This window comes from Pseudomonas pharyngis, from assembly GCF_021602345.1.
GTDB lineage: Bacteria > Pseudomonadota > Gammaproteobacteria > Pseudomonadales > Pseudomonadaceae > Aquipseudomonas > Aquipseudomonas pharyngis.
The window spans coordinates 64,388-84,613 of sequence record NZ_BQID01000001.1; the positions used below are offsets into that span (position 1 = coordinate 64,388).

15 protein-coding genes are annotated in these 20,226 nt (G+C 61.2%); 8 read left to right on the forward strand and 7 right to left on the reverse strand.

Features of this window, described 5'->3' with window-relative positions:
• Positions 1–7: 7 nt before the first annotated feature.
• The 7 genes from pqqF to L6D74_RS00320 all read left to right on the forward strand — a co-directional run bounded on the left by pqqF (position 8) and on the right by L6D74_RS00320 (position 7,628).
• Positions 8–2,434 (forward strand): pyrroloquinoline quinone biosynthesis protein PqqF, encoded by a 2,427-nt coding sequence (gene pqqF, locus L6D74_RS00290; RefSeq protein ID WP_236187436.1) that lies wholly within the window; start codon positions 8–10, stop codon positions 2,432–2,434.
• A gap of 159 nt (positions 2,435–2,593) precedes the next feature.
• The gene (pqqA, locus tag L6D74_RS00295) at positions 2,594–2,668 is read left to right on the forward strand and encodes a pyrroloquinoline quinone precursor peptide PqqA (RefSeq protein ID WP_003444522.1); all 75 of its coding nucleotides are present in this window, start codon (positions 2,594–2,596) and stop codon (positions 2,666–2,668) included.
• Between the two features lie 84 nt (positions 2,669–2,752).
• Positions 2,753–3,664 (forward strand): pyrroloquinoline quinone biosynthesis protein PqqB, encoded by a 912-nt coding sequence (gene pqqB, locus L6D74_RS00300; RefSeq protein ID WP_236187437.1) that lies wholly within the window; start codon positions 2,753–2,755, stop codon positions 3,662–3,664.
• A 21-nt stretch (positions 3,665–3,685) separates the two neighbouring features.
• On the forward strand, positions 3,686–4,438 hold the full coding sequence (pqqC, locus tag L6D74_RS00305; protein ID WP_064599869.1) for a pyrroloquinoline-quinone synthase PqqC: 753 nt from the start codon (positions 3,686–3,688) through the stop codon (positions 4,436–4,438).
• A complete protein-coding gene (gene pqqD, locus L6D74_RS00310; RefSeq protein ID WP_007959876.1) occupies positions 4,435–4,710 on the forward strand; it encodes a pyrroloquinoline quinone biosynthesis peptide chaperone PqqD in 276 nt (91 codons plus the stop codon). Before pqqC ends, pqqD begins: the two co-directional genes overlap by 4 nt.
• Positions 4,682–5,854: a pyrroloquinoline quinone biosynthesis protein PqqE gene (pqqE, locus tag L6D74_RS00315; RefSeq protein ID WP_085612945.1), complete on the forward strand. Its 1,173-nt coding sequence runs from the start codon at positions 4,682–4,684 to the stop codon at positions 5,852–5,854. Before pqqD ends, pqqE begins: the two co-directional genes overlap by 29 nt.
• The gene (locus L6D74_RS00320) at positions 5,820–7,628 is read left to right on the forward strand and encodes a S9 family peptidase (protein ID WP_236187438.1); all 1,809 of its coding nucleotides are present in this window, start codon (positions 5,820–5,822) and stop codon (positions 7,626–7,628) included. Before pqqE ends, L6D74_RS00320 begins: the two co-directional genes overlap by 35 nt.
• A 3-nt stretch (positions 7,629–7,631) precedes the next feature.
• Here L6D74_RS00320 and L6D74_RS00325 read toward each other — a convergent pair whose 3' ends face one another.
• Together L6D74_RS00325 and L6D74_RS00330 are read right to left on the reverse strand one after the other, a co-directional pair.
• Positions 7,632–7,790: a YqaE/Pmp3 family membrane protein gene (locus tag L6D74_RS00325; RefSeq protein ID WP_003228885.1), complete on the reverse strand. Its 159-nt coding sequence runs from the start codon at positions 7,788–7,790 to the stop codon at positions 7,632–7,634.
• A gap of 206 nt (positions 7,791–7,996) precedes the next feature.
• Positions 7,997–9,280 (reverse strand): aspartate aminotransferase family protein, encoded by a 1,284-nt coding sequence (locus L6D74_RS00330; RefSeq protein ID WP_236187439.1) that lies wholly within the window; start codon positions 9,278–9,280, stop codon positions 7,997–7,999.
• Between the two features lie 169 nt (positions 9,281–9,449).
• Between L6D74_RS00330 and L6D74_RS00335 the strand changes: the two genes are divergently transcribed.
• Positions 9,450–10,379, forward strand: coding sequence for a LysR family transcriptional regulator (locus L6D74_RS00335; protein ID WP_064380308.1), 930 nt, complete (start codon positions 9,450–9,452; stop codon positions 10,377–10,379).
• Positions 10,380–10,606: 227 nt separating this feature from the next.
• On the opposite strand, the gene L6D74_RS00340 is transcribed toward L6D74_RS00335, so the two are convergent.
• The 5 genes from L6D74_RS00340 to L6D74_RS00360 form a co-directional block, all read right to left on the reverse strand.
• Positions 10,607–12,385, reverse strand: a complete 1,779-nt coding sequence (locus L6D74_RS00340; RefSeq protein WP_064599877.1) for an acyl-CoA dehydrogenase C-terminal domain-containing protein — start codon at positions 12,383–12,385, stop codon at positions 10,607–10,609.
• A 184-nt stretch (positions 12,386–12,569) separates the two neighbouring features.
• Positions 12,570–14,366, reverse strand: coding sequence for an acyl-CoA dehydrogenase C-terminal domain-containing protein (locus L6D74_RS00345; RefSeq protein WP_236187440.1), 1,797 nt, complete (start codon positions 14,364–14,366; stop codon positions 12,570–12,572).
• Between the two features lie 90 nt (positions 14,367–14,456).
• Entirely contained in the window at positions 14,457–15,746 is a 1,290-nt protein-coding gene (locus tag L6D74_RS00350) for a GGDEF domain-containing protein (protein WP_064380305.1), read from the reverse strand.
• Positions 15,747–15,956: 210 nt separating this feature from the next.
• On the reverse strand, positions 15,957–18,071 hold the full coding sequence (locus L6D74_RS00355; protein WP_236187441.1) for a cytochrome-c peroxidase: 2,115 nt from the start codon (positions 18,069–18,071) through the stop codon (positions 15,957–15,959).
• Positions 18,072–18,331: 260 nt separating this feature from the next.
• Positions 18,332–20,137 (reverse strand): phenylacyl-CoA dehydrogenase, encoded by a 1,806-nt coding sequence (locus L6D74_RS00360; protein ID WP_064599882.1) that lies wholly within the window; start codon positions 20,135–20,137, stop codon positions 18,332–18,334.
• Between the last annotated feature and the right edge of the window lie 89 nt (positions 20,138–20,226).

Below are 20,226 nucleotides of genomic sequence, written 5' to 3' on the forward strand. Positions count from 1 at the left end.
AGTGCCCATGCCTGCGCCGACTCACCCCCGCCCCCACACCGAAACCCTGGCCAACGGCTTGCGCGTGACCCTGCGTCACGTGCCCGGCCTGAAACGCAGCGCCGCTGCGTTGCGAGTGGCGGCCGGCAGTCATGACGTGCCGTTGGCATGGCCGGGGCTGGCGCATTTCCTTGAGCATCTGCTGTTTCTCGGCACCGAGCGATTTCCTGCACAGCAAGGGCTGATGGCCTACGTGCAAGGTCACGGCGGCCAGGTGAATGCCAGCACCCGCGAGCGCACCACCGATTTCTTCTTTGAATTGCCGCCAGCGTCGTTCAGCGCCGGGCTGGAGCGTCTGTCAGACATGCTCGCCCATCCGCGTATGAATCCGGACGATCAGTTGCGGGAGCGGGAAGTGTTGCAGGCGGAGTTTGTCGCGTGGACGCAGGATGCTGCGGCTCAGCAGAAAGAAGCGCTGTTCGAAGGGTTGTCAGCGGAACATCCGTTGCGCGGTTTCCACGCCGGAAACCGCGACAGCCTGCCGGTGGAGCAAGCGGACTTTCAACAGGCATTGAAAGACTTCCACCAGCAGTTCTACCGCACCGGGCAGATGACCCTGAGCCTGGTCGGGCCGCAGAGTGTTGAAGAGCTGCGCACGCTGGCCGAACAGTTTGCCGCCACGCTGACGCCTGGGGATAAAACTGCACAGGCAGCCCCCGTACGCTTGATGGGTAACGCGCAGGAAAGTTATCAACAGGCCGGCGAGCATCGCGGCAATCTGCTGTTTGCGTTGGAGGAGTTACCGGAGTCGTCGGCCGAAGCGCTGGCGTTTCTCTGCCACTGGTTGAACAGCGCCAAACCCGGTGGCTTGCTCGCCCATTTGCAGCAGCAGGGTCTGGCGGAAGGTTTGCAGGCCTGTGTCCTGTATCAGTTTGCCGAGCAAGCTTTGCTGCACCTTCAATTCACGACGCCATCCGGTCAACTCGACGCCATCCGCGCACAGTTTCTCGACTGGTTGAGCTTCTTCGCAGCCCAGCAGGACTGGCCAACTTTGCGGGAGGAATATTCGGCACAGTTTCAGCGTCAGCAGCAGGTCAGCGGCGCGCTGCAACGGGCGCGACTCGACAGCGAACAACTCGAGAGTGGCCTGTCCGACGCGGCCGTTACGGCGCTCAAAGTAATTCTCGGCAAAATCGGCACTGTGGATAACTTCAGCAGTCACTGGCATCTGCCCGCTGCCAACCCGCTTCTGCGCACAGCCGAGCCGCTGGCCAACGCCGGTCTGATCCGCGGCCAGACCAGCGCCCACCGAGGCCTGCGCACATTCGCTCAGGATCGCTCGCGCAGCCGCCGCGAACGCTCGCCGATGCAATTCAGCCAGGCGCTGCCGGATAACGGCGACGAAGGCGCGGTGTATGTGCGCTGGCAGACGGAAGCGGCGGCCACGGCCGAGCTGCAAGCGAAACTGCAACGCAGCCTGCGGGAGGTGTCTGACGACGCGCGTCAGGCCGGGGTGGAGTTGTCCTTCAGCACTACGGGTAATCAGTGGCTGCTGAAATTGACCGGCCTGCAGGACACGCTGCCCGTATTGCTGGAACATGCGCTGAAATATCTGACGCAGGTCGATGCCGACTCGCCAAGCGGTGAGCCGCCAGTGCCGTCGATGCTGATCCGTCAATTGCTCAAGGCATGGCCCGAGCGTTGCCTGCCCGTGGTTGCGCCATCCGATGATGCCAAGCAGCTGTGGACAACTTCCCGTTGGGATGGTCTGGCGCTGGGTCTCGATGCCCACACCCAATCGGCCATGGGACTGGCCCTGAGCCGTATTCCCGGTAAGCCATCCAATGAATTACCAACCCTGTCGGCATTCCACGCACAACTTCGCTGGGATCAGTTCGACACCGCCTCCAGCGAACACGCATTACTGCTGTTCTGCCCGACCGCCAGACCGGACATTCCCAGCGAAGCCGCGTGGCGCTTCCTTGCGCACCTGTGCCACACGCCGTTCTATCAGCGGCTACGAGGTGAATTGCAACTGGGATACGCGGTGTTCAGTGCTTTCAGACAGGTACACGGTCAAGGTGGATGGCAGTTCGGCGTGCAATCGCCGACCGCCACTCCCGCGCAACTGCTCGATCACGTTCAACAGTTCATCGAAGGCATCCCCGCGCTGGTCGAAAACATTGATGATGCCTTCCTCGTCGAGCAGCGCCAGATCCTCGCCGCACACCTGGATGCCGGCATCCTGTCCGGCAAGGAGGCTGCCGAACTTCTGTGGCAGGCAAAACTCGCCGGCCACTCGTCGGATTACCTGATTCAACTGAGCAATGCCATAAGTCAGCTTGACCGCGAGGCATTGCTGGCCGCCGCACACGGTTTAATCCGCGCCGAAGGCGGCTGGCACGTCCTGGCCAACAGCCCTTCGCCGGGCGCACCGTGGCAAGCGGCAAATTGATCATTACCGGGGCTGCAAGGAGCTTTCTCAAAGATTCACGGGCAAACCCCCTGAAATTTTGAGTAACATAGCCACCTAACTATTTGGAACATCCTTGCGCTGCCGTGGACTATACCTATGGATAGCGCTATCCCACCCACCTGAAAAAGGAGTCACCCGATGGCCTGGACCAAACCTGCTTACACCGACCTGCGCATCGGCTTCGAAGTCACCATGTACTTCGCCAGCCGCTGAGTCCTGCCTCAAGCAGAACATTGCAGTGCAACGCCTCGGCTCGCCGGGGCGTTTTATTTTCAGCGTTGAAATGATGGAGCGTTCATGTTCGTCCAGATTCTGGGTTCGGCCGCCGGTGGCGGTTTTCCGCAGTGGAACTGCAACTGCGTCAACTGCGCAGGCTTTCGCGACGGCAGCCTGAATGCCAAGGCCCGCACCCAATCGTCCATCGCCATTTCCGATGACGGCGTGAACTGGGTGCTGTGCAACGCCTCGCCGGACATCCGCGCGCAGCTTCAGAGCTTCGCCCCGATGCAGCCGGGCCGTGCCCTGCGTGATACCGGCATCAGCGCGATCATTCTGATGGACAGCCAGATCGACCACACCACCGGCCTGCTCAGCCTGCGCGAAGGCTGCCCGCATCAGGTCTGGTGCACGGACATGGTCCACGAAGACCTGAGCACCGGTTTCCCGCTGTTTACCATGCTCAAGCACTGGAACGGTGGGCTGGACTGGAACCGCATCGAACTCGACCAGAGCTTCACCGTCGCCGCGTGCCCGAACCTGCGCTTCACCCCGCTGCCTCTGCGCAGCGCCGCACCGCCTTACTCGCCGCACCGCTTCGACCCGCACCCGGGCGACAACATCGGCCTGATCGTCGAAGACCTCGGCACCGGCGGCAAACTGTTCTATGCGCCAGGCCTGGGCAAGGTCGATGCGCCGTTGCTGGAAATCATGGCCGGCAGCGACTGCGTGCTGGTGGACGGGACGATGTGGGATGACGATGAAATGCAGCGTCGTGGCGTCGGCACACGCACCGGCCGCGAAATGGGCCACCTGGCGCAGAACGGCCCCGGCGGCATGCTCGAAGTGCTGGAACAGCTTCCCGAGCAGCGCAAAGTGCTTATCCACATCAACAACACCAACCCGATTCTCGATGAGGACTCGCCGGAGCGCGCGGAGCTGGTGCGGCGCAATGTTGAAGTGGCGTATGACGGCATGAGCATCGTCCTGTAACGAATGGCCCGGAGAACCGCAATGACCGACACCCCGCTGTCCCCCGCCGAATTCGAAGCGGCCCTGCGCGCCAAGGGCGCCTATTACCACATTCATCACCCGTATCACGTGGCGATGTATGAAGGCCGGGCCACCCGCGAGCAGATTCAGGGCTGGGTCGCCAACCGTTTCTACTATCAGGTGAACATTCCCCTGAAAGACGCGGCGATCCTCGCCAATTGCCCGGATCGCGAGATCCGCCGCGAATGGATTCAGCGCCTGCTCGACCACGACGGCGCGCCCGGTGAGGACGGCGGCATCGAAGCCTGGCTGCGTCTGGGCCAGGCCGTCGGTCTCGATCCGGATCAATTGCGTTCCCAGGAACTGGTGCTGCCCGGCGTGCGTTTCGCCGTCGATGCCTACGTCAACTTCGCCCGCCGCGCCAGTTGGCAGGAAGCTGCCAGCAGCTCTTTGACCGAACTGTTCGCGCCGCAGATCCACCAGTCGCGTCTCGACAGCTGGCCGCAGCATTACCCGTGGATCGACCCGGCCGGCTACGAATATTTCCGCACCCGTCTCGGTCAGGCCCGCCGCGATGTCGAGCATGGTCTGGCGATTACGCTGGAGCACTACAGGACCCGCGAAGGTCAGGAGCGCATGCTGGAAATTCTCCAGTTCAAACTGGACATTCTTTGGAGCATGCTCGATGCCATGAGCATGGCTTACGAACTGAACCGCCCGCCGTATCACAGCGTCACCGATCAACGGGTCTGGCATAAAGGAATCGCCTTATGAGTTTCGACCGCAGCAAGACCCCGACCTGGCGTCCCGGCTACCGTTTCCAGTACGAACCGGCCCAGAAAGGCCACGTGCTGCTGTACCCGGAAGGCATGATCAAGCTCAATGAAAGTGCCGCGCTGATCGGCGGCCTGATCGACGGTGAGCGGGACGTCGCGGCAATCATTGCCGAACTCGACAGACAGTTTCCCGGCGTGCCCGAGCTCGGTGACGACATCGAGCAATTCATGGAGGTTGCCCGTGCGCAACACTGGATCGAACTTGCCTGAGTCATCGGTGCAAGTCCCGGCCAAACCGGAAATCGGCCTGCCGCTGTGGCTGCTCGCCGAGCTGACTTACCGCTGCCCGCTGCAATGCCCGTACTGCTCCAATCCGCTGGATTTCGCCGAGCAGGGCAAAGAACTGAGCACCGAGCAGTGGATCAAGGTGTTCCGCGAAGCGCGGGAGATGGGCGCAGCGCAATTGGGCTTCTCAGGTGGCGAACCGCTGGTACGCCAGGACCTTGCCGAGCTGATCCACGAAGCGCGCCAGTTGGGTTTCTACACCAACCTGATCACCTCCGGCATTGGCCTGACCGAACAGAAGATCAGCGACTTCAAGAAGGCCGGCCTCGACCACATCCAGATCAGTTTCCAGGCCAGCGACGAGCAAGTGAATAACCTGCTCGCCGGCTCGAAAAAGGCCTTCGCGCAGAAACTGGAAATGGCTCGCGCCGTAAAGGCCCACGGCTATCCGATGGTGCTGAACTTCGTCACCCATCGGCACAACATCGACAAGATCGACCGCATCATCGAGCTGTGCATCGCGCTGGAGGCCGACTTCGTAGAACTCGCCACCTGCCAGTTTTACGGCTGGGCGCAGCTCAATCGTGTCGGCCTGTTGCCGACCAAGGAACAACTGGTTCGCGCCGAACGCATCACCAACGAATACCGCGCCAAGCTGGAAGCCGAAGGGCATCCGTGCAAGCTGATTTTCGTCACCCCGGACTATTACGAAGAACGCCCGAAAGCCTGCATGAATGGCTGGGGCAGCCTGTTTCTGACAGTCACCCCGGACGGCACCGCCCTGCCCTGTCATGGCGCCCGACAGCTGCCGGTACAATTTCCCAATGTGCGCGACCACAGCATGCAGCACATCTGGTACGACTCGTTCGGCTTCAACCGCTTTCGCGGCTATGACTGGATGCCCGAGCCGTGCCGCTCCTGTGACGAAAAGGAACAGGACTTCGGCGGCTGCCGCTGCCAGGCATTCATGCTCACCGGCGATGCGAGCAATGCCGATCCGGTGTGCAGCAAGTCCGAACATCACGGCGTGATTCTCAAGGCCCGCGAAGAAGCCGAGCACGCCACCCAGACCATCGAACAATTGGCCTTTCGCAATGAACGAAACTCGCGCCTCATCGCCAAAGGCTGAGCCTTTCAGCGCCACCGCCGCGGTTGCCGCCGGCGTGGACTTCGCCGAATTGCAGCTCGGCGCCCATGGTTTGTTCTGGAATGAATATCGCCCGACAGACGCCGCGTGCCGGATCTGGCATTGGTGCGATGGCGTGGCGAAATGTCTGACGCCCGCGGGTTTCAGCGTGCGCAGCCGGGTGTACGAATATGGCGGTGGGGCGTTTTGTCTGACGCCTGACGGGGTGGTTTTCGTCAACGAGGCGGATCAGCAGTTGTATCGCCAGACGCTGGATGGCCAGCCCGTGGCATTGATGTCTGGCGAGTGTCGTTATGGCGATCTGAACTACGCCGACGGGCAGGTGCTGGCCGTTGAAGAGAACGGTGATCGCCATCGTCTGGTGGCTATCGATCTGGCGAATGGCGACCGCCAAATGCTGGTTGAAGGCGCGGATTTTTACGCGTCGCCGATCATCAGTCCGGACGGTCAGCGCCTGGCGTGGATCGAGTGGAGCCGTCCGCATCAGCCGTGGACATCCACACGACTGATGCTCGCCGAGCGCTCGGATAACGGGATTTCCGTCCCACGCTGTGTGGCGGGTGAAACCCTTGAAGAGTCGATCCAGCAACCGCGTTTCGATGCCAATGGCCGACTGGGCTGTCTGACCGATCGTGCTGGTTATTGGCAACCGTGGGTCGAGTCGGCAAACGGTTTGCAACCGTTAGCCAGCGCCGAAGCCGATCACGCTCCAGCCCCATGGCAACTTGGCGGCTGCACCTGGCTGCCCACCGACGAAGGTTTTTTGGCGAGCTGGAGCGAAGGCGGTTTCGGTCGTCTGGCGCTCAACGGCGAAGACTTCACCGGTGATTACAGCCGCTTCCGTCATCTGGCTGTCGATGATCAGTTCATTTACTGCATTGCCGCCTCACCGGTCAGCCCTTCAGCGGTGATCGCCATTGATCGCGATTCGCGTGAAGTGAACGTCCTGGCCGGCGGTGTCGCACCGCTGCCCGCCGAGCGCATCAGCCGCCCGCAAACCCTGCGCTACCCCAGCGGTTCGGGTGAAGCGCACGGTTTCTTTTACCCGGCCACGAATGGCGATGCGAAACCGCCGCTGGTGGTGTTCATCCACGGTGGCCCAACGTCGGCCTGCTACCCGATGCTCGACCCGCGCATTCAGTACTGGACACAACGCGGGTTCGCCGTCGCCGATCTCAACTACCGAGGCAGCAGCGGCTATGGCCGAGAGTATCGACAGGCCCTGCATCTGAGTTGGGGAGTGGTGGATGTAGAGGATGCTTGCGCAGTGGTGGCCTATCTGGCCGAACGCGGCATGATCGATGGCGACCGTGCGTTTGTCCGTGGCGGCAGCGCCGGCGGTTACACGACGCTGTGCGCACTGGCGTTCCATCAGGTATTCCGCGCTGGCGCCAGTCTGTACGGTGTCAGCGACCCGTTGGCCCTGGCCCGTGCTACGCATAAGTTCGAAGGCGATTACCTGGACTGGCTGATCGGCGATCCAGAGAAGGACGCCGAACGCTACGCCGCCCGCACACCGTTGCTGCACGCAGGCAACATCCGCGTACCGGTGATTTTCTTTCAGGGTGAACTGGACGCCGTCGTCGTGCCGCAACAGACCCGCGACATGGTCGCGGCTCTGGAGCAAAACGGCATTGAGGTCGCAGCGCATTACTACGCCGACGAACGCCACGGCTTCCGCCGGGCCGCCAACCAGGCCCATGCGCTGGAGCAGGAATGGCGGTTCTACCGGCGAGTGATGGGTTTGACGGACTGAGACTCAGCGCTTGGCGATGATGTACACCGCGTGCACGATCCCCGGGATGTAACCGCACAGTGTCAGCAGAATGTTCAGCCAGAACGCGCCGCCGAACCCGACCTGCAGAAACACACCCAGTGGCGGCAACAGAATGGCGATGATGATGCGGATAAAGTCCATGGGGCAGCTCCTGATTGGGGGTTGGCTCACCTGAGCCATACAAGCTAATCGACCTGTGCCGTCTGTCAGGGTTCAGTGCAAACCGCAATCTCGCCATCCGATTGCCATTACCCGGCCACAAAAAAACGCCCCACGCCAAAAGAATCAGGCGTGGGGCGTGCGTTATACCGCGAGACGGTTCTTGAATTCGGGTGGGAAACTTCAGCTCAGACGGCAATCCCTTTGCGGCATTGCAGCTGCGCGGTGCGTACCCGGGAGAAGGCGCGGGCCAGACGCAGGAGCATTTCGTCGATGTTGGCCTGGCTGACGTTGAGCGCCGGGGTGAAGCGCAGGCAGTTGGCTTGCGGGGCGTTGAGCAGCAAACCTTCGTGAAGTGCGGCTTTGACGACGGCCTCGGCGGAGTCTTCCGACAGGGTCAGTCCCCAGAACAGCCCTTGCCCGCGCAACTCGCCATGTTCATAACGATGGGCCAGACGGGCGAGCCCTTCGCGCAGATGCTGGCCGTTGTCCCGGATCTGTTCGAGGAAGGCGCGGTCCTGCACGCTGTCGAGCACCACCAGGCCTGCAGCGGTCATCAGCGCGTTGCCGTGATGAGTACCGCCCAATTCGCCGGGTTCGAAACAGCAGGCCTTGCCTCGCGCCAGCAGCGCCGCCAGTGGAACACCGCCGCCGAGGCCTTTGCCGAGCACGACGATATCGGCGCGCACTCCGTAGGACTGTTCGGCGAGCAAGGTGCCGCAGCGGCCGATGCCGGTCTGCACCTCATCGAGAATCAGCAGAATCCCCAGCTCCCGGCACAGACGTTCGACACCCTTGAGGTAATGCTCGGTCGCAGGGATTACTCCGGCATCGCTCTGGATCGGTTCGAGCATGATCGCCACGGTTTGTGAGTCGACCGCTGCATGCAACGCCGGCAGGTCGTTAAACGGCACCAGATCGAACCCCGGCAGCAATGGCGCGAAGCGGTTGTGCAGGTTGCAACTGTCCGACGCCGAAATCGTCGCCAGACTACGTCCGTGGCAGCCTTGTCTGGCGACAATGATCCGCGAAGCGCCACCGCGATGCAGTTGACCCCATTTGCGCGCCAGTTTGATCGCCGCTTCACAGGCCTCACTGCCGCTGTTGAGCAGGTACGCCTGATCGCTGGCAGTGCTGGCACACAGGCGCTCGGCAAGGCTGAGCATGCCACGGTTGTGCAGATTGAAGCCGGGATTGATCAGGGCCTGGGCCTGGCTGGCGATGGCCTTGACCAGCGCCGAAGGGCTGTGGCCAAGGCTGTTGGCGCCGCCGGCCTGGGAAAAGTCCAGGTAGGCGCGGTCATTGCTGTCCCATAGCCAGGAGCCCTGGCCGCGAACGAATACCTGCCGCGGGCGCTCGACGCTGGGCATCAGACGCTCGGCATTCAGGCCATCAGCGACGTTCGATTCTTGGGTTTCAAAAGCCAGGTCATCGAGGCTCGGCGTCTGGCGCCGCAAACTGAACAGATTCATTGAAAAAAACCTCGATCGAGGTTTTTTGAACTGCCTATGTAAAGACTTTCGAAACAAACGCTGGTCATGGCGCTTTCCGGCCCTGTAAGCCTTGTGAATGCGGTTAGACTAGGCCGGTTCACGGCGTCGAGCCATTTCGATTTCTCAGCATTTTCGATAAGTGTTACTTATGGATTTCAAACAACTGCGTTATTTCGTCGCGGTCTACGAAGAAGGGCATGTCGGACGCGCCGCCGAGCGCCTGTCGATCTCTCAGCCCGCGCTGTCCCAGCAGATTCGCCACCTGGAACAAAACCTCGACGTCACCCTGTTCGAACGCAGCAGCAAACGCCTGTTGCCGACCCTCGCCGCCCACACCTTGTACAACCACGCCCTGCCGCTGCTCGACGGCATGCAGCGGGCGCGCGAGGCGCTGGGCAACTTCAAGGGTCAGGCACTGCGCACATTGGCGATAGGCGTGCTACAGACCGTGCACACTAGCCTGGTGCCGCAAATGCTCGAGCGAGTGCGCAAGGCCCAGCCGCATCTGGTGGTACAGATTTATGAATTGACCGGGCTTGAGATCGAGCGGCGCCTGCTCAACGGCTCACTGGATATCGGCATCAGCTACCTGCCGCCACGTCAGCCGGGGCTGCACGGCGTAATGCTGTACGAAGATGAACTGACGCTGGTCATCCCGGCGGATCATCCGCTGCGGGAATTCAAGAAAGTCTCGATGAGTCAGGCGGCCGAATTGCCGATGTTGCTATTGGGCGAAGAATTTCAGATCCGTCAGATCTGGCAGGCGCAATTGGCCAGCCTCGGACGACGCCCGCAAGTGCAGGCCGAATTGAACAATATGGTCGGGATTCTAGACAGCCTGCCGCATACGCGTCTGGCGACGGTGCTACCCGGTCGTTCGCAAAAGGAGTACGACGATCAGGATCTGTTGTGGAAACCGTTGAGTGAGCCGCGTGTACCGTTGAAGGTCGGGCTGGTGTGTCGCGATGTGCAGCGCCAGCAGGCGCCATTGGCCTTGCTGCGAACGTTGCTGGAAGAGGTGATGCAGCGTGAGGACAAACCGCTGAAAGGTGCACCACCGCTGGACGCGCTGAGCTGAAAACTTTTCTGCGGGCATAAGAAAACCCCGCCGAAGCGGGGCTTTGCAGACTGTTTCCCTGACATCCATTTCACTCCGCCACCCTGGCAGAATCCTACGTGTCCGTGTTGTTGCTTTGCGCTTCCTGCGCGACGTCCATGGAAAGTAGATTAGCTCTGGATCCAATCTACGCCTATGGGAGAACAGCAGCACGTCATGTAAGAGATCGCTTACATGACGTTACATCATCAGAACTGCGCAGCGTCCAGCAGGAACAGCGACTCGCTGCCGGCCTTGACCGACGCGCTCAACGAGTGAATCCGCGGCAGCAGACGGGCGAAATAGAACCGCGCCGTGCCGAGTTTGCTCGCGTAGAAATCGTCCTGCGCTTCTTTGCCCAGCGATGCCTTGGCCATCAGCGCCCACATGTACGCGTAAGCGGTGTAGCCGAACGCTTGCAGATACTCGACCGACGCCGCGCCGATTTCGTTCGGGTTGGTTTTCGCACGGTCCAGCAGCCACGAAGTCAGCTCGTCGAGGGTGTCGACAGCATCATTCAGCGGCTTGGTGAACTCGCCCAGATCGGCACTGGCGGTCGCGGTGAAATGGCGGATCTCGTCGGCGAACAGCTTGTAGAACGCGCCGCCGCTGCCGACGATCTTGCGACCTACCAGGTCCAGCGCCTGAATGCCGTTGGTGCCTTCGTAGATCTGAGTGATGCGCACATCCCGCACCAGTTGCTCCTGGCCCCACTCGCGGATGTAGCCGTGGCCGCCGAAGATTTGCTGACCGTGGACAGTGGTTTCCAGACCCAGATCGGTCAGGAACGCCTTGGCCACTGGTGTCAGCAAGGCAACCAGATCTTCCGCACGCTTGCGGGTCGCGGCGTCTTCGCTGAACTTGGCGGTGTCGAGTTGCATCGCCACGTAGGTGGAGAACGCACGGCCGCCTTCGTTCGAGGCTTTCATGGTCAGCAGCATGCGACGTACGTCCGGGTGGACGATGATCGGGTCGGCCACCTTGTCTTTGTTCTGCGCGCCGGTCGGCGAACGGCTCTGCAGGCGGTCGCGGGCGTATTCGATGGCGTTCTGGTACGAGCGCTCGCCGGTGGCCAGGCCCTGGATGCCGACGCCCAGACGCTCGTAGTTCATCATGGTGAACATCGCGGCCAGGCCCTTGTTCGGCTCGCCGACCAGATAACCCACCGCTTCGTCGAAGTTCATCACACAGGTGGCCGAGGCCTGGATGCCCATCTTGTGTTCGATCGAACCGCAATTCGCAGGGTTGCGTGCGCCCAGGCTGCCATCGGCATTGACCATGAACTTCGGCACCAGGAACAGCGAAATGCCCTTCGGCCCAGCCGGTGCGTCAGGCAGCTTGGCCAGCACCAGGTGAATGATGTTTTCGGTCAGGTCGTGCTCGCCACCGGTGATGAAGATCTTGGTGCCGCTGACCTTGTAGGAGCCGTCGGCCTGAGGCTCGGCCTTGGTGCGGATGATGCCCAGGTCGGTGCCAGCGTGCGGCTCGGTCAGGCACATGGAACCGGCCCAGATACCGGCGTACATGTTCGGCAGGTAAGCGGCTTTCAGCTCTTCGCTGGCGTGAGCGTTGATCGACAGGCAGGCGCCGGCGGTCAGCATCGGATAAAGACCGAAGGCCAAGCTGGCGGAGTTGACCATCTCTTCGACCTGGGCCGATACGGCTTTTGGCATGCCCATGCCGCCGTAAGCCGGATCACCGCCAACACCGACCCAGCCGCCTTCGGCGTAAGTCTGATAGGCCTGTGGGAAACCGGCCGGCGTGGTGACGGCACCGTCGGCCCAGTGACAGCCTTCTTCGTCGGCGGCACGGCTCAGGGGCGCGATGCTTTTGCTGGTGACCTTGCCGGCTTCTTCGAGAATGGCTTCGACGGTTTCCGCGTCCACGGTCTCAGCCAGCGCCGGCAGTTCGGCCCAGAGTTTGGCGACTTCGAACACTTCATTGAGGACGAAGCGCATATCGCGCAGCGGCGCTTTGTAGTCAGCCATGGCAAACCTCGCAAAGATCTAAACAGGTGATTCGTGGAAGGGTGTTTTCGTTGAGCTGGAGTGTAACCCAACAACTTTTGCGACACATAGGGTCAGGCAGTGACTGTTTTGTTATTTTTAGTCACCAGCCATCCAGCATAAAGAAGCCCGCAATCAGCGGGCTCTTTTGTTTAACAGGCGCGCGTTACAGCGCAAACAACTGGGCCGGCAGCTTCATCAGGCAATCGCTGCCCGCCTCGATCGCCGCACGATGCGCCGCGGTGCGCGGCAACAGACGCTTGAAGTAAAACTCGCACGTCGCCAGTTTGCCCTGGCAGAAATCGCCATCACCCTCGCCCGACTCCAGCTGCGCCTGAGCGACCAGCGCCATGCGCAGCCACAGATAGCCGAGAACGATGTAACCGCTGTACATCAGGTAATCCACCGACGCGGCGCCGACTTCATCCGGGTTCTTCATCGCGGCCATACCGACCTTCATGGTCAGCTCGCCCCACTGCTGGTTGAGGCCATCAAGCTGCGCGACAAATTCACCCAGTTGCGCATGCCCGGCATTGGCCGCGCAGAACTTGTGGACGATTTTGGTGAAGTTGCGCAGCAGCTTGCCCTGGCTGCCGAGCACTTTGCGCCCGAGCAGATCCAGCGCCTGAATGCCGTTGGTGCCCTCGTAGATCGGCGCGATCCGGCAATCGCGAACCAGTTGCTCCATGCCCCACTCGCGGATAAATCCGTGGCCGCCGAACACCTGCATGCCGTGGTTGGTCACCTCCAGGCCGGTGTCGGTCATGAACGCTTTGCAGATCGGCGTCAGGAACGCCAACAGGTCTTCGGCTTCCTGACGCGCCTCGGCGTCCGGGCTCAGGTGCGCGACATCGAGCATTTGCGCGGTGAAATAGGTCAGCGCGCGGTTGCCTTCGTTGAAAGCTTTCATGGTCAGCAGCATGCGCCGCACGTCCGGGTGGACGATGATCGGGTCGGCCGGTTTGTCCGGAGCTTTGGCGCCGGTCAGGGCACGCATCTGCAAGCGATCGTTGGCGTATTTGATTGCGCCCTGAAAACTCGCTTCGCCCAGACACAGGCCCTGCATTCCGGTGCCGAGACGCGCGTGGTTCATCATGGTGAACATGCAGTTCAGGCCCTTGTTCGGCTCGCCGATCAGGAAGCCTTTGGCGTCGTCAAAGTTCAGCACGCAGGTGGCCGAGGCCTTGATGCCCATCTTGTGCTCAATCGAGCCGCAGGAAACGCCGTTGCGCTCGCCCGCCTCACCGGATGCGTCCGGGAGAAATTTCGGCACGATGAACAGCGAAATGCCTTTGGTCCCGGCCGGTGCGTCCGGCAGTTTGGCCAGCACCAGATGAATGATGTTGTCACTCATATCGTGCTCGCCGGCGGAGATGAAAATCTTGCTGCCGGTCACTGCATAACTGCCGTCGGCCTGAGGCACCGCGCGGGTCTTGATGATGCCCAGATCGGTGCCGCAATGGGCTTCGGTCAGGCACATGGTGCCGGTCCACTGGCCGGCGGTGAGTTTGCGCAGATAGGTGTTTTTCTGTTCTTCGGTGCCGTGGGCGTGGATCGCCGACATGGCGCCGTGGGTCAGGCCCGGGTACATGCCCCACGAAGTGTTGCTGGAGGCGACCATTTCGCTGATCACCAGCCCCAACGAACTCGGCAGGCCCTGGCCGCCGTAGGTCGGATCTGCCGCCAGACCGTGCCAGCCGCCTTCCACGTATTGTGCGAAGGCTTGCTTGAAGCCTGTAGGTGTTGTTACCACGCCGTTGTCGAAATGGCAGCCCTCTTCGTCGCCGCTGCGATTGAGCGGTGCCAGCACGTTCTCACAGAACTTCGCGCCCTCGTCGAGGATCGCATTAATCATGTCCGGGCTGGCGTCGTGGGCGCCGAGGGCCGCGTACTGAGTGTGGAAGTCAAAGACGTGGTCGATCAGAAAGCGCATGTCGCGCAGGGGAGCTTTGTATTCGGGCATGGTGGCTTCTCCTTCAGCAGATTGCTTCAACCTACTGCCGGCCACCCTGCCCCACAATCACTGTCCAGACGCTGAATGCGCCGTCATCACTCAACCTGCGGCGCTGTCCATGCGCACCGCGCCACGGCGGTTCTGCCCGAACGCCATCACGCAGTTACGGCCTGCGCCCTTGGCGCTGTAGAGCGCCTGGTCGGCGGATTTCAGTACCTCTTCCGGGGTGCGCTGTTCCAGGCGTTCGGCCACGCCGATGCTGACCGTGACCGACACACTGGACGCGCCCGAACCCGAGCGACGCTGACGGCCCTGCTGATCATCCTGCGGGCGGCTTTCCTGATTACGCAGCTGAATGTTGTAGGACGCAATCGACTCGCGAATGACTTCCAGGTGCGGCATGCACTCTTCAAGAGTCTTACCCGCAAACACCAGGGCGAATTCCTCGCCACCGTAGCGATACGCCCTACCGCCGCCGCTGATTTTGGACAGCTTGCTGGCGACCAGACGCAAGACCTGATCCCCAACGTCGTGGCCGTGGGTGTCGTTGAATTTCTTGAAGTGATCGACGTCGCTCATCGCCAGCACATAGTTGCGACCCAGACGCTGCATGCGCTCGTTTAGTGCGCGGCGGCCGGGCAGGCCGGTGAGCTCGTCGCGGAAGGCCATTTGGTACGCCTCGTGCGCTACCGCTGCAGCAATCATCAGCATCACCTGGCTGCACATGATGTTCAGGGTGAATGGCAGGATGAAGGTTTTCGGCAGCATCCAGAACACCCCGAGCAACCCCACCAGTTGCGCCGCGTGCAGCGGACGCGGGTTGCGCCAGTATTGCCAGGCCAGCAGCAGAAACGCCGAGATGAACACCGGATACGACAACTGGATCAGGCTCATCCACGCGCCGTGCAGCGCCGGCCAGCGGATCTCGGAAAGCCACATCAGCAAGGCCTGCGGATAACTTTGCTCAAGTCCCAGCGCCACGCTGCCAAACGCCAGCAGCACGGCAAAGCGCGCGACCATGTCCTGAAACAGGTGCGTGCGTTCCTGCCACGCGGCGAACAGACCGAACAGCAAGGGCAACAGCAGACAGACCAGATGGAACACCACAGCCGCGTCTTCGCGCACCTTGCCGTTGTCGCGGTAATAGTCGGTCTGGGTATCGAGCAGGAAGTAGGCGATGTACACCGTGACCATCAGAAACAGCTCGCGCTGGCGTCGGTAAACCGCACAGTACGAACCGCCCAACAGCAGCACCAAGGTTGGCAATACGTTAAACAGCGAGGTGAAGAACACGTTGAGGTCTTTGACGTACGCAGCCGCCAACCCCGCGAGCAACAACAGCAGTGAAGGCAGGAAATGACTGAAACGTACAGCGGAAGAACGCGGCAAGGGTAAAAGCTCCGACCCGTCATGGCAAAGAGATGGCATTGTGCCTGCAATGTGGCCAGTTAAGCACACATAATGTGATCCAGATCACAGGCTGTCTCTTTAACGGCCGAAATCTGAAGTTACTGAGGGATTTAGTAAGGTTTTTTGCGCAATGGCTGCTAGACGGCCACCATGGCCATCATTCTTGATGGCCATGGTGTGTTTTTCTGCTCAGAGATCGTTGTAGAACGGCTGCAATGCCCCCTCTGCCGCCGGCCGGCCTTCAGCACCGTAAGGCTTGAGATAGAGCGATGCGTCCATCGCCTGACGGGTCGTGACTTTCGGACTGGCCGGACGCTGGGTCACGGCGTTTTCATCGCCGATGTGGCCCTGCGGAATCACCAGCGACGGATGATCGAACGGTGCGCGCTCCCAGGCCACGCGCGGATCGGTCAGGCCGACTTCCATGAATTTCACCAGCGCGTCGATTTCATCGGGCGTCAGGTTCAGCGCCGCCATGTCCGGGTCGAGATTGGAGGTGTTGTGCTGATTCACCGCCGGATGCTCGAAGCCGCTGGTGTTGTTGGCGTCCTCGCCGCGCCGGTCACCGCCACGGTTGTAGAACTCCATCACCTGTTTGAGCGTCGAGCGGCTGCCGTTGTGGAAGTACGGGCCGGTCAGGGCGATGTTGCGCAGGGTCGGCGTCTTGAACGCGCCGTCGACCGAGTCGCGGAAACCGACGTTCGGCTTGAGCGTGGCATCGCATGGAATCGCCGCACTCAACGGCGCTTCGAACGTACAGACATCGACATCCAGCGGATCGACCGAGCGACCGCCCTGCAACACGCTGTTGTACTGCCGGGTGAACGACCATGGATTGCCCCAGGCATCCGCGCCGCCGAGAGCCAGGTCTTCCGAGGTCGGGCGCACACCGGTGTTGTAGAAGCCGTTGTCGTAAAGAGTGGTCAGGTTGTCGGCCATTACCATGCGCTCGATGCGCTCACGCGGATGCATCAGCAGGCGGCTGGCGGCGTTGGTCAGCTCCGGACCGCCGTGGCAATTGACGCATTTGCCCTTGCCGAGAAACAGATTCATGCCCTCCACCTGTTGCGCGTTCATTGCCGTGTGATCGCCTTGCAAATAGGCATCGATCGGCGCCTGATCGGACACCAGCGTGGCCTCATACATCTGGATCGCCAGGCCGAAGAACAGCGGGAAATTGGCCTCCATCTGGGTATACGGCGCGCCGCCCACCAGAACGTTTTGCGTGGCGTTCCACAGCCGGGGCTGGAAGGCGTTCTTGATCAGTTCGCGATAGGTCGGCCGCCGCGCGCCGGATACTGGAGCCAGCACCGAATCGGTAGACGAAATCCGCTGCTGCTTGAGCATCAACGTGTCGAGCATCCTGCGGCCAATGTCGGCAAACGTACGGCCACCGCAGGACATTTCCACCGGACTGCCGGGCGGGCCGACGGCTTGCGAGGCGGCAGACGCATCGTTGAGCGCCAGCCGCACTTTGGTCGCGACCGTGCTGCGTTCGCTGGTCACGTAGATCCCGGCATCCGGATCGCGATTACCGAACGGCGAGAAGCCGTTGAACACGTTGTTGGCCCGACCGTCCCAGAAGTTGCGCACGTTGAACGCGGCGTTGATTACCGACGGCGCGTTGCGTCCGGTGCTGCGGCGAACGTTGATGCCGCCGACCTGAAACAGGCCGTCCGGCTGCTGGGTACATTTATCGAAACGCGGCTGATTGGGCTTGACGAAGTTGGCGTCAAACACGCCTTGCGAGCCGACCACATCGTCCGTCGAGTACACGATGGGCGAGTTGCGCTCCAGCGGATTGCTCAGCACGTGGGTGGGGAAGTCGGTTTTCTTCAGCGTGTAGTTCGGGCCGCCCTTGCCACCGGACAATGTCGCGTAGGACGCCACGTCACCGGGAATGTCCGACGCCACAAACGGTTTGTTGAAGATCGACGCGACGTTGGCGTTGGTGTGCGCCTGGCCGGGGTTGAGTTGGTTGGTGATGCGGTGATCCACGCCGGCGTGGTAGTGGCAGGACGCGCAGGCCGTGGAGCCATCGCTGCCGATCTCCATGTCCCAGAAGAGCGCCTTGCCCAGCAGGATCGCAGCCTGGCGATTGAGCACGTAGTCGGTCATCAGGTCGACCTTGCGTCCGCCTTCGGTTCCGGACGGATCGGGGGGCACCATTCCGCGCAACGATTGCAGCGAGGGAACCTCGGGCACGGGAGGATCGACTTCGGCGGGGTCGGCGGCCCATGCGCTGTGGACTGATAGCGCGATGGGTAACCAGAAGGTCAAACGAGCGAGTCGACTGATGTTCATAGGCTTCACCCTGACTGTTGTTGTTAAGTGCCGGGCGTCTTGCTTCTTTGAGCAGGCAGTTCTGGTTAGCACCGGTAAATCGGGCAGTGCAATTAATTGGCCATTCTTCGGGAAACATTTTGAATCAATAAGCGCAGGGATTCGGCCGAGCAGTGGCTTCATCAATGCTGGGGAATCAGCCCCGGGATTGGGGAAATCCGGGCACAAAAAAACCGCTGCCCCCGAGGGAGCAGCGGTTTTTTGAAAGACCGCGTTAAGGCTTAGTAGCCCAGTGCGAAGTCTTCTTCTTTCATGTCCATCAGGTTGTTGGCGCCCGACAGCATGGTGGCCACGTGCGTACGGGTACGCGGCAGGATGCGCTGGAAGTAGAAGCGCGCGGTTTGCAGCTTGGCGGTGTAGAACGCCTCGTCGCTGGTGCCGGCAGCCAGTTTTTCAGCAGCCAGACGCGCCATGTCAGCCCAGAAGTAGGCCAGGCAGGCGTAACCGGAGTACATCAGGTAGTCCACGGAGGCCGCGCCGACTTCTTCGCGATCTTTCATGGCGGCCATACCGACCTTCATGGTCAGTTCGCCCCACTCTTTGTTCAGTGCCGCCAACGGTGCGACGAATTCTTTAACAGCTTCGTTGCCTTCGTTGTTCTGGCAGAACTTGTGGACGATCTTGGTAAAGCCTTTGAGCGCCTCGCCTTGAGTCATCAGGACTTTACGGCCCAGCAGGTCGAGAGCCTGGATGCCGGTGGTGCCTTCGTACAGCATCGAGATGCGGCTGTCGCGAACGTTCTGCTCCATGCCCCACTCGGCGATGAAGCCGTGGCCACCGTAGATCTGTACGCCGTGGTTGGCGGATTCGAAACCGACTTCGGTCATGAACGCTTTGGCGATCGGAGTCATGAAGGCCAGCAATGCGTCGGCTTTCTTCTTCTCTTCTTCGTCCACGCCGTATTTGACGATGTCGACCTGTTTGGCGGTGAAGTACACCATCGCACGGTTGCCTTCGGCGAATGCCTTCATGGTCAACAGCATGCGGCGTACGTCTGGGTGAACGATGATCGGGTCAGCGGCCTTGTCCGGCGCTTTCGGGCCAGTCAGGGAACGCATCTGCAGGCGATCGCGAGCGTATTTCAGGCCGCCCTGGAAGCCGATTTCGGCGTGAGCCAGACCTTGCAGTGCGGTACCCAGACGTGCGGTGTTCATGAAGGTGAACATGCAGTTCAGGCCTTTGTTCGCCGGGCCAATCAGGAAGCCGGTGGCGCCGTCGAAGTTCATCACGCAGGTCGCGTTGCCGTGGATGCCCATCTTGTGTTCGATCGAACCGCAGGTCACAGCGTTGCGTGCACCGACGGTGCCATCAGCATTCGGCATGAACTTGGGAACGATAAACAGCGAGATGCCTTTGGTGCCGGCCGGTGCGTCCGGCAGGCGGGCCAGTACGATGTGGACGATGTTGTCGGCCATGTCGTGCTCACCGGCCGAGATGAAGATCTTGGTGCCGGAAACTTTGTAGGAACCGTCGGCCTGAGGTTCGGCCTTGGTGCGCAGCATGCCCAGGTCGGTGCCGCAGTGCGGTTCGGTCAGGCACATGGTGCCGGTCCATTCGCCGGAGACCAGTTTGGTCAGATAGGCTTCTTGCTGCTCTGGGGTGCCGTGCTCGGAGATGGTGTTCATCGCGCCGTGCGACAGGCCCGGGTACATGCCCCACGACCAGTTGGCTTCACCGACCATCTCGCTGACAGCCAGACCCAGCGACTCAGGCAGACCCTGACCGCCGTGCTCGACGTCATGGGCGAGGCTCGGCCAGCCGCCTTCGACGAATTGCTTGTAGGCCTCTTTGAAGCCGGTCGGGGTTTTCACGCCGGACTCGCTCCAGGTACAGCCTTCGGTGTCACCCACGCGGTTCAGCGGTGCCAGCACCTGCTCACAAAACTTGGCGCCCTCTTCGAGAATGGCGTCAACCATGTCCGGCGTTGCTTCTGCGCACGCTGGAAGGCTCTGATAGTGCGCTTCGTAGCCGAGCAGTTCGTCACGAACGAAGCGAATATCACGCAAGGGGGCCTTGTAGTCAGGCATAGCGATAAACCTCTGCTGATGTAACCGGGAATGAACGACCGCGTTGATTTGTTATGACGGTCAAACAGTTGTTTGAAACATACGTTTAC

Bases quoted from the DNA above. Each gene is read 5' to 3' on its own strand.
- pqqF (WP_236187436.1), top strand. From the start codon at position 8: ATGCCTGCGCCGACTCACCCCCGCCCCCACACCGAAACCCTGGCCAAC.
- pqqB (WP_236187437.1), top strand. From the start codon at position 2,753: ATGTTCGTCCAGATTCTGGGTTCGGCCGCCGGTGGCGGTTTTCCGCAG.
- pqqC (WP_064599869.1), top strand. From the start codon at position 3,686: ATGACCGACACCCCGCTGTCCCCCGCCGAATTCGAAGCGGCCCTGCGC.
- pqqD (WP_007959876.1), top strand. From the start codon at position 4,435: ATGAGTTTCGACCGCAGCAAGACCCCGACCTGGCGTCCCGGCTACCGT.
- L6D74_RS00320 (WP_236187438.1), top strand. From the start codon at position 5,820: ATGAACGAAACTCGCGCCTCATCGCCAAAGGCTGAGCCTTTCAGCGCC.
- L6D74_RS00325 (WP_003228885.1), bottom strand. From the start codon at position 7,790: ATGGACTTTATCCGCATCATCATCGCCATTCTGTTGCCGCCACTGGGT.
- L6D74_RS00330 (WP_236187439.1), bottom strand. From the start codon at position 9,280: ATGAATCTGTTCAGTTTGCGGCGCCAGACGCCGAGCCTCGATGACCTG.
- L6D74_RS00335 (WP_064380308.1), top strand. From the start codon at position 9,450: ATGGATTTCAAACAACTGCGTTATTTCGTCGCGGTCTACGAAGAAGGG.
- L6D74_RS00340 (WP_064599877.1), bottom strand. From the start codon at position 12,385: ATGGCTGACTACAAAGCGCCGCTGCGCGATATGCGCTTCGTCCTCAAT.
- L6D74_RS00345 (WP_236187440.1), bottom strand. From the start codon at position 14,366: ATGCCCGAATACAAAGCTCCCCTGCGCGACATGCGCTTTCTGATCGAC.
- L6D74_RS00355 (WP_236187441.1), bottom strand. From the start codon at position 18,071: ATGAACATCAGTCGACTCGCTCGTTTGACCTTCTGGTTACCCATCGCG.
- L6D74_RS00360 (WP_064599882.1), bottom strand. From the start codon at position 20,137: ATGCCTGACTACAAGGCCCCCTTGCGTGATATTCGCTTCGTTCGTGAC.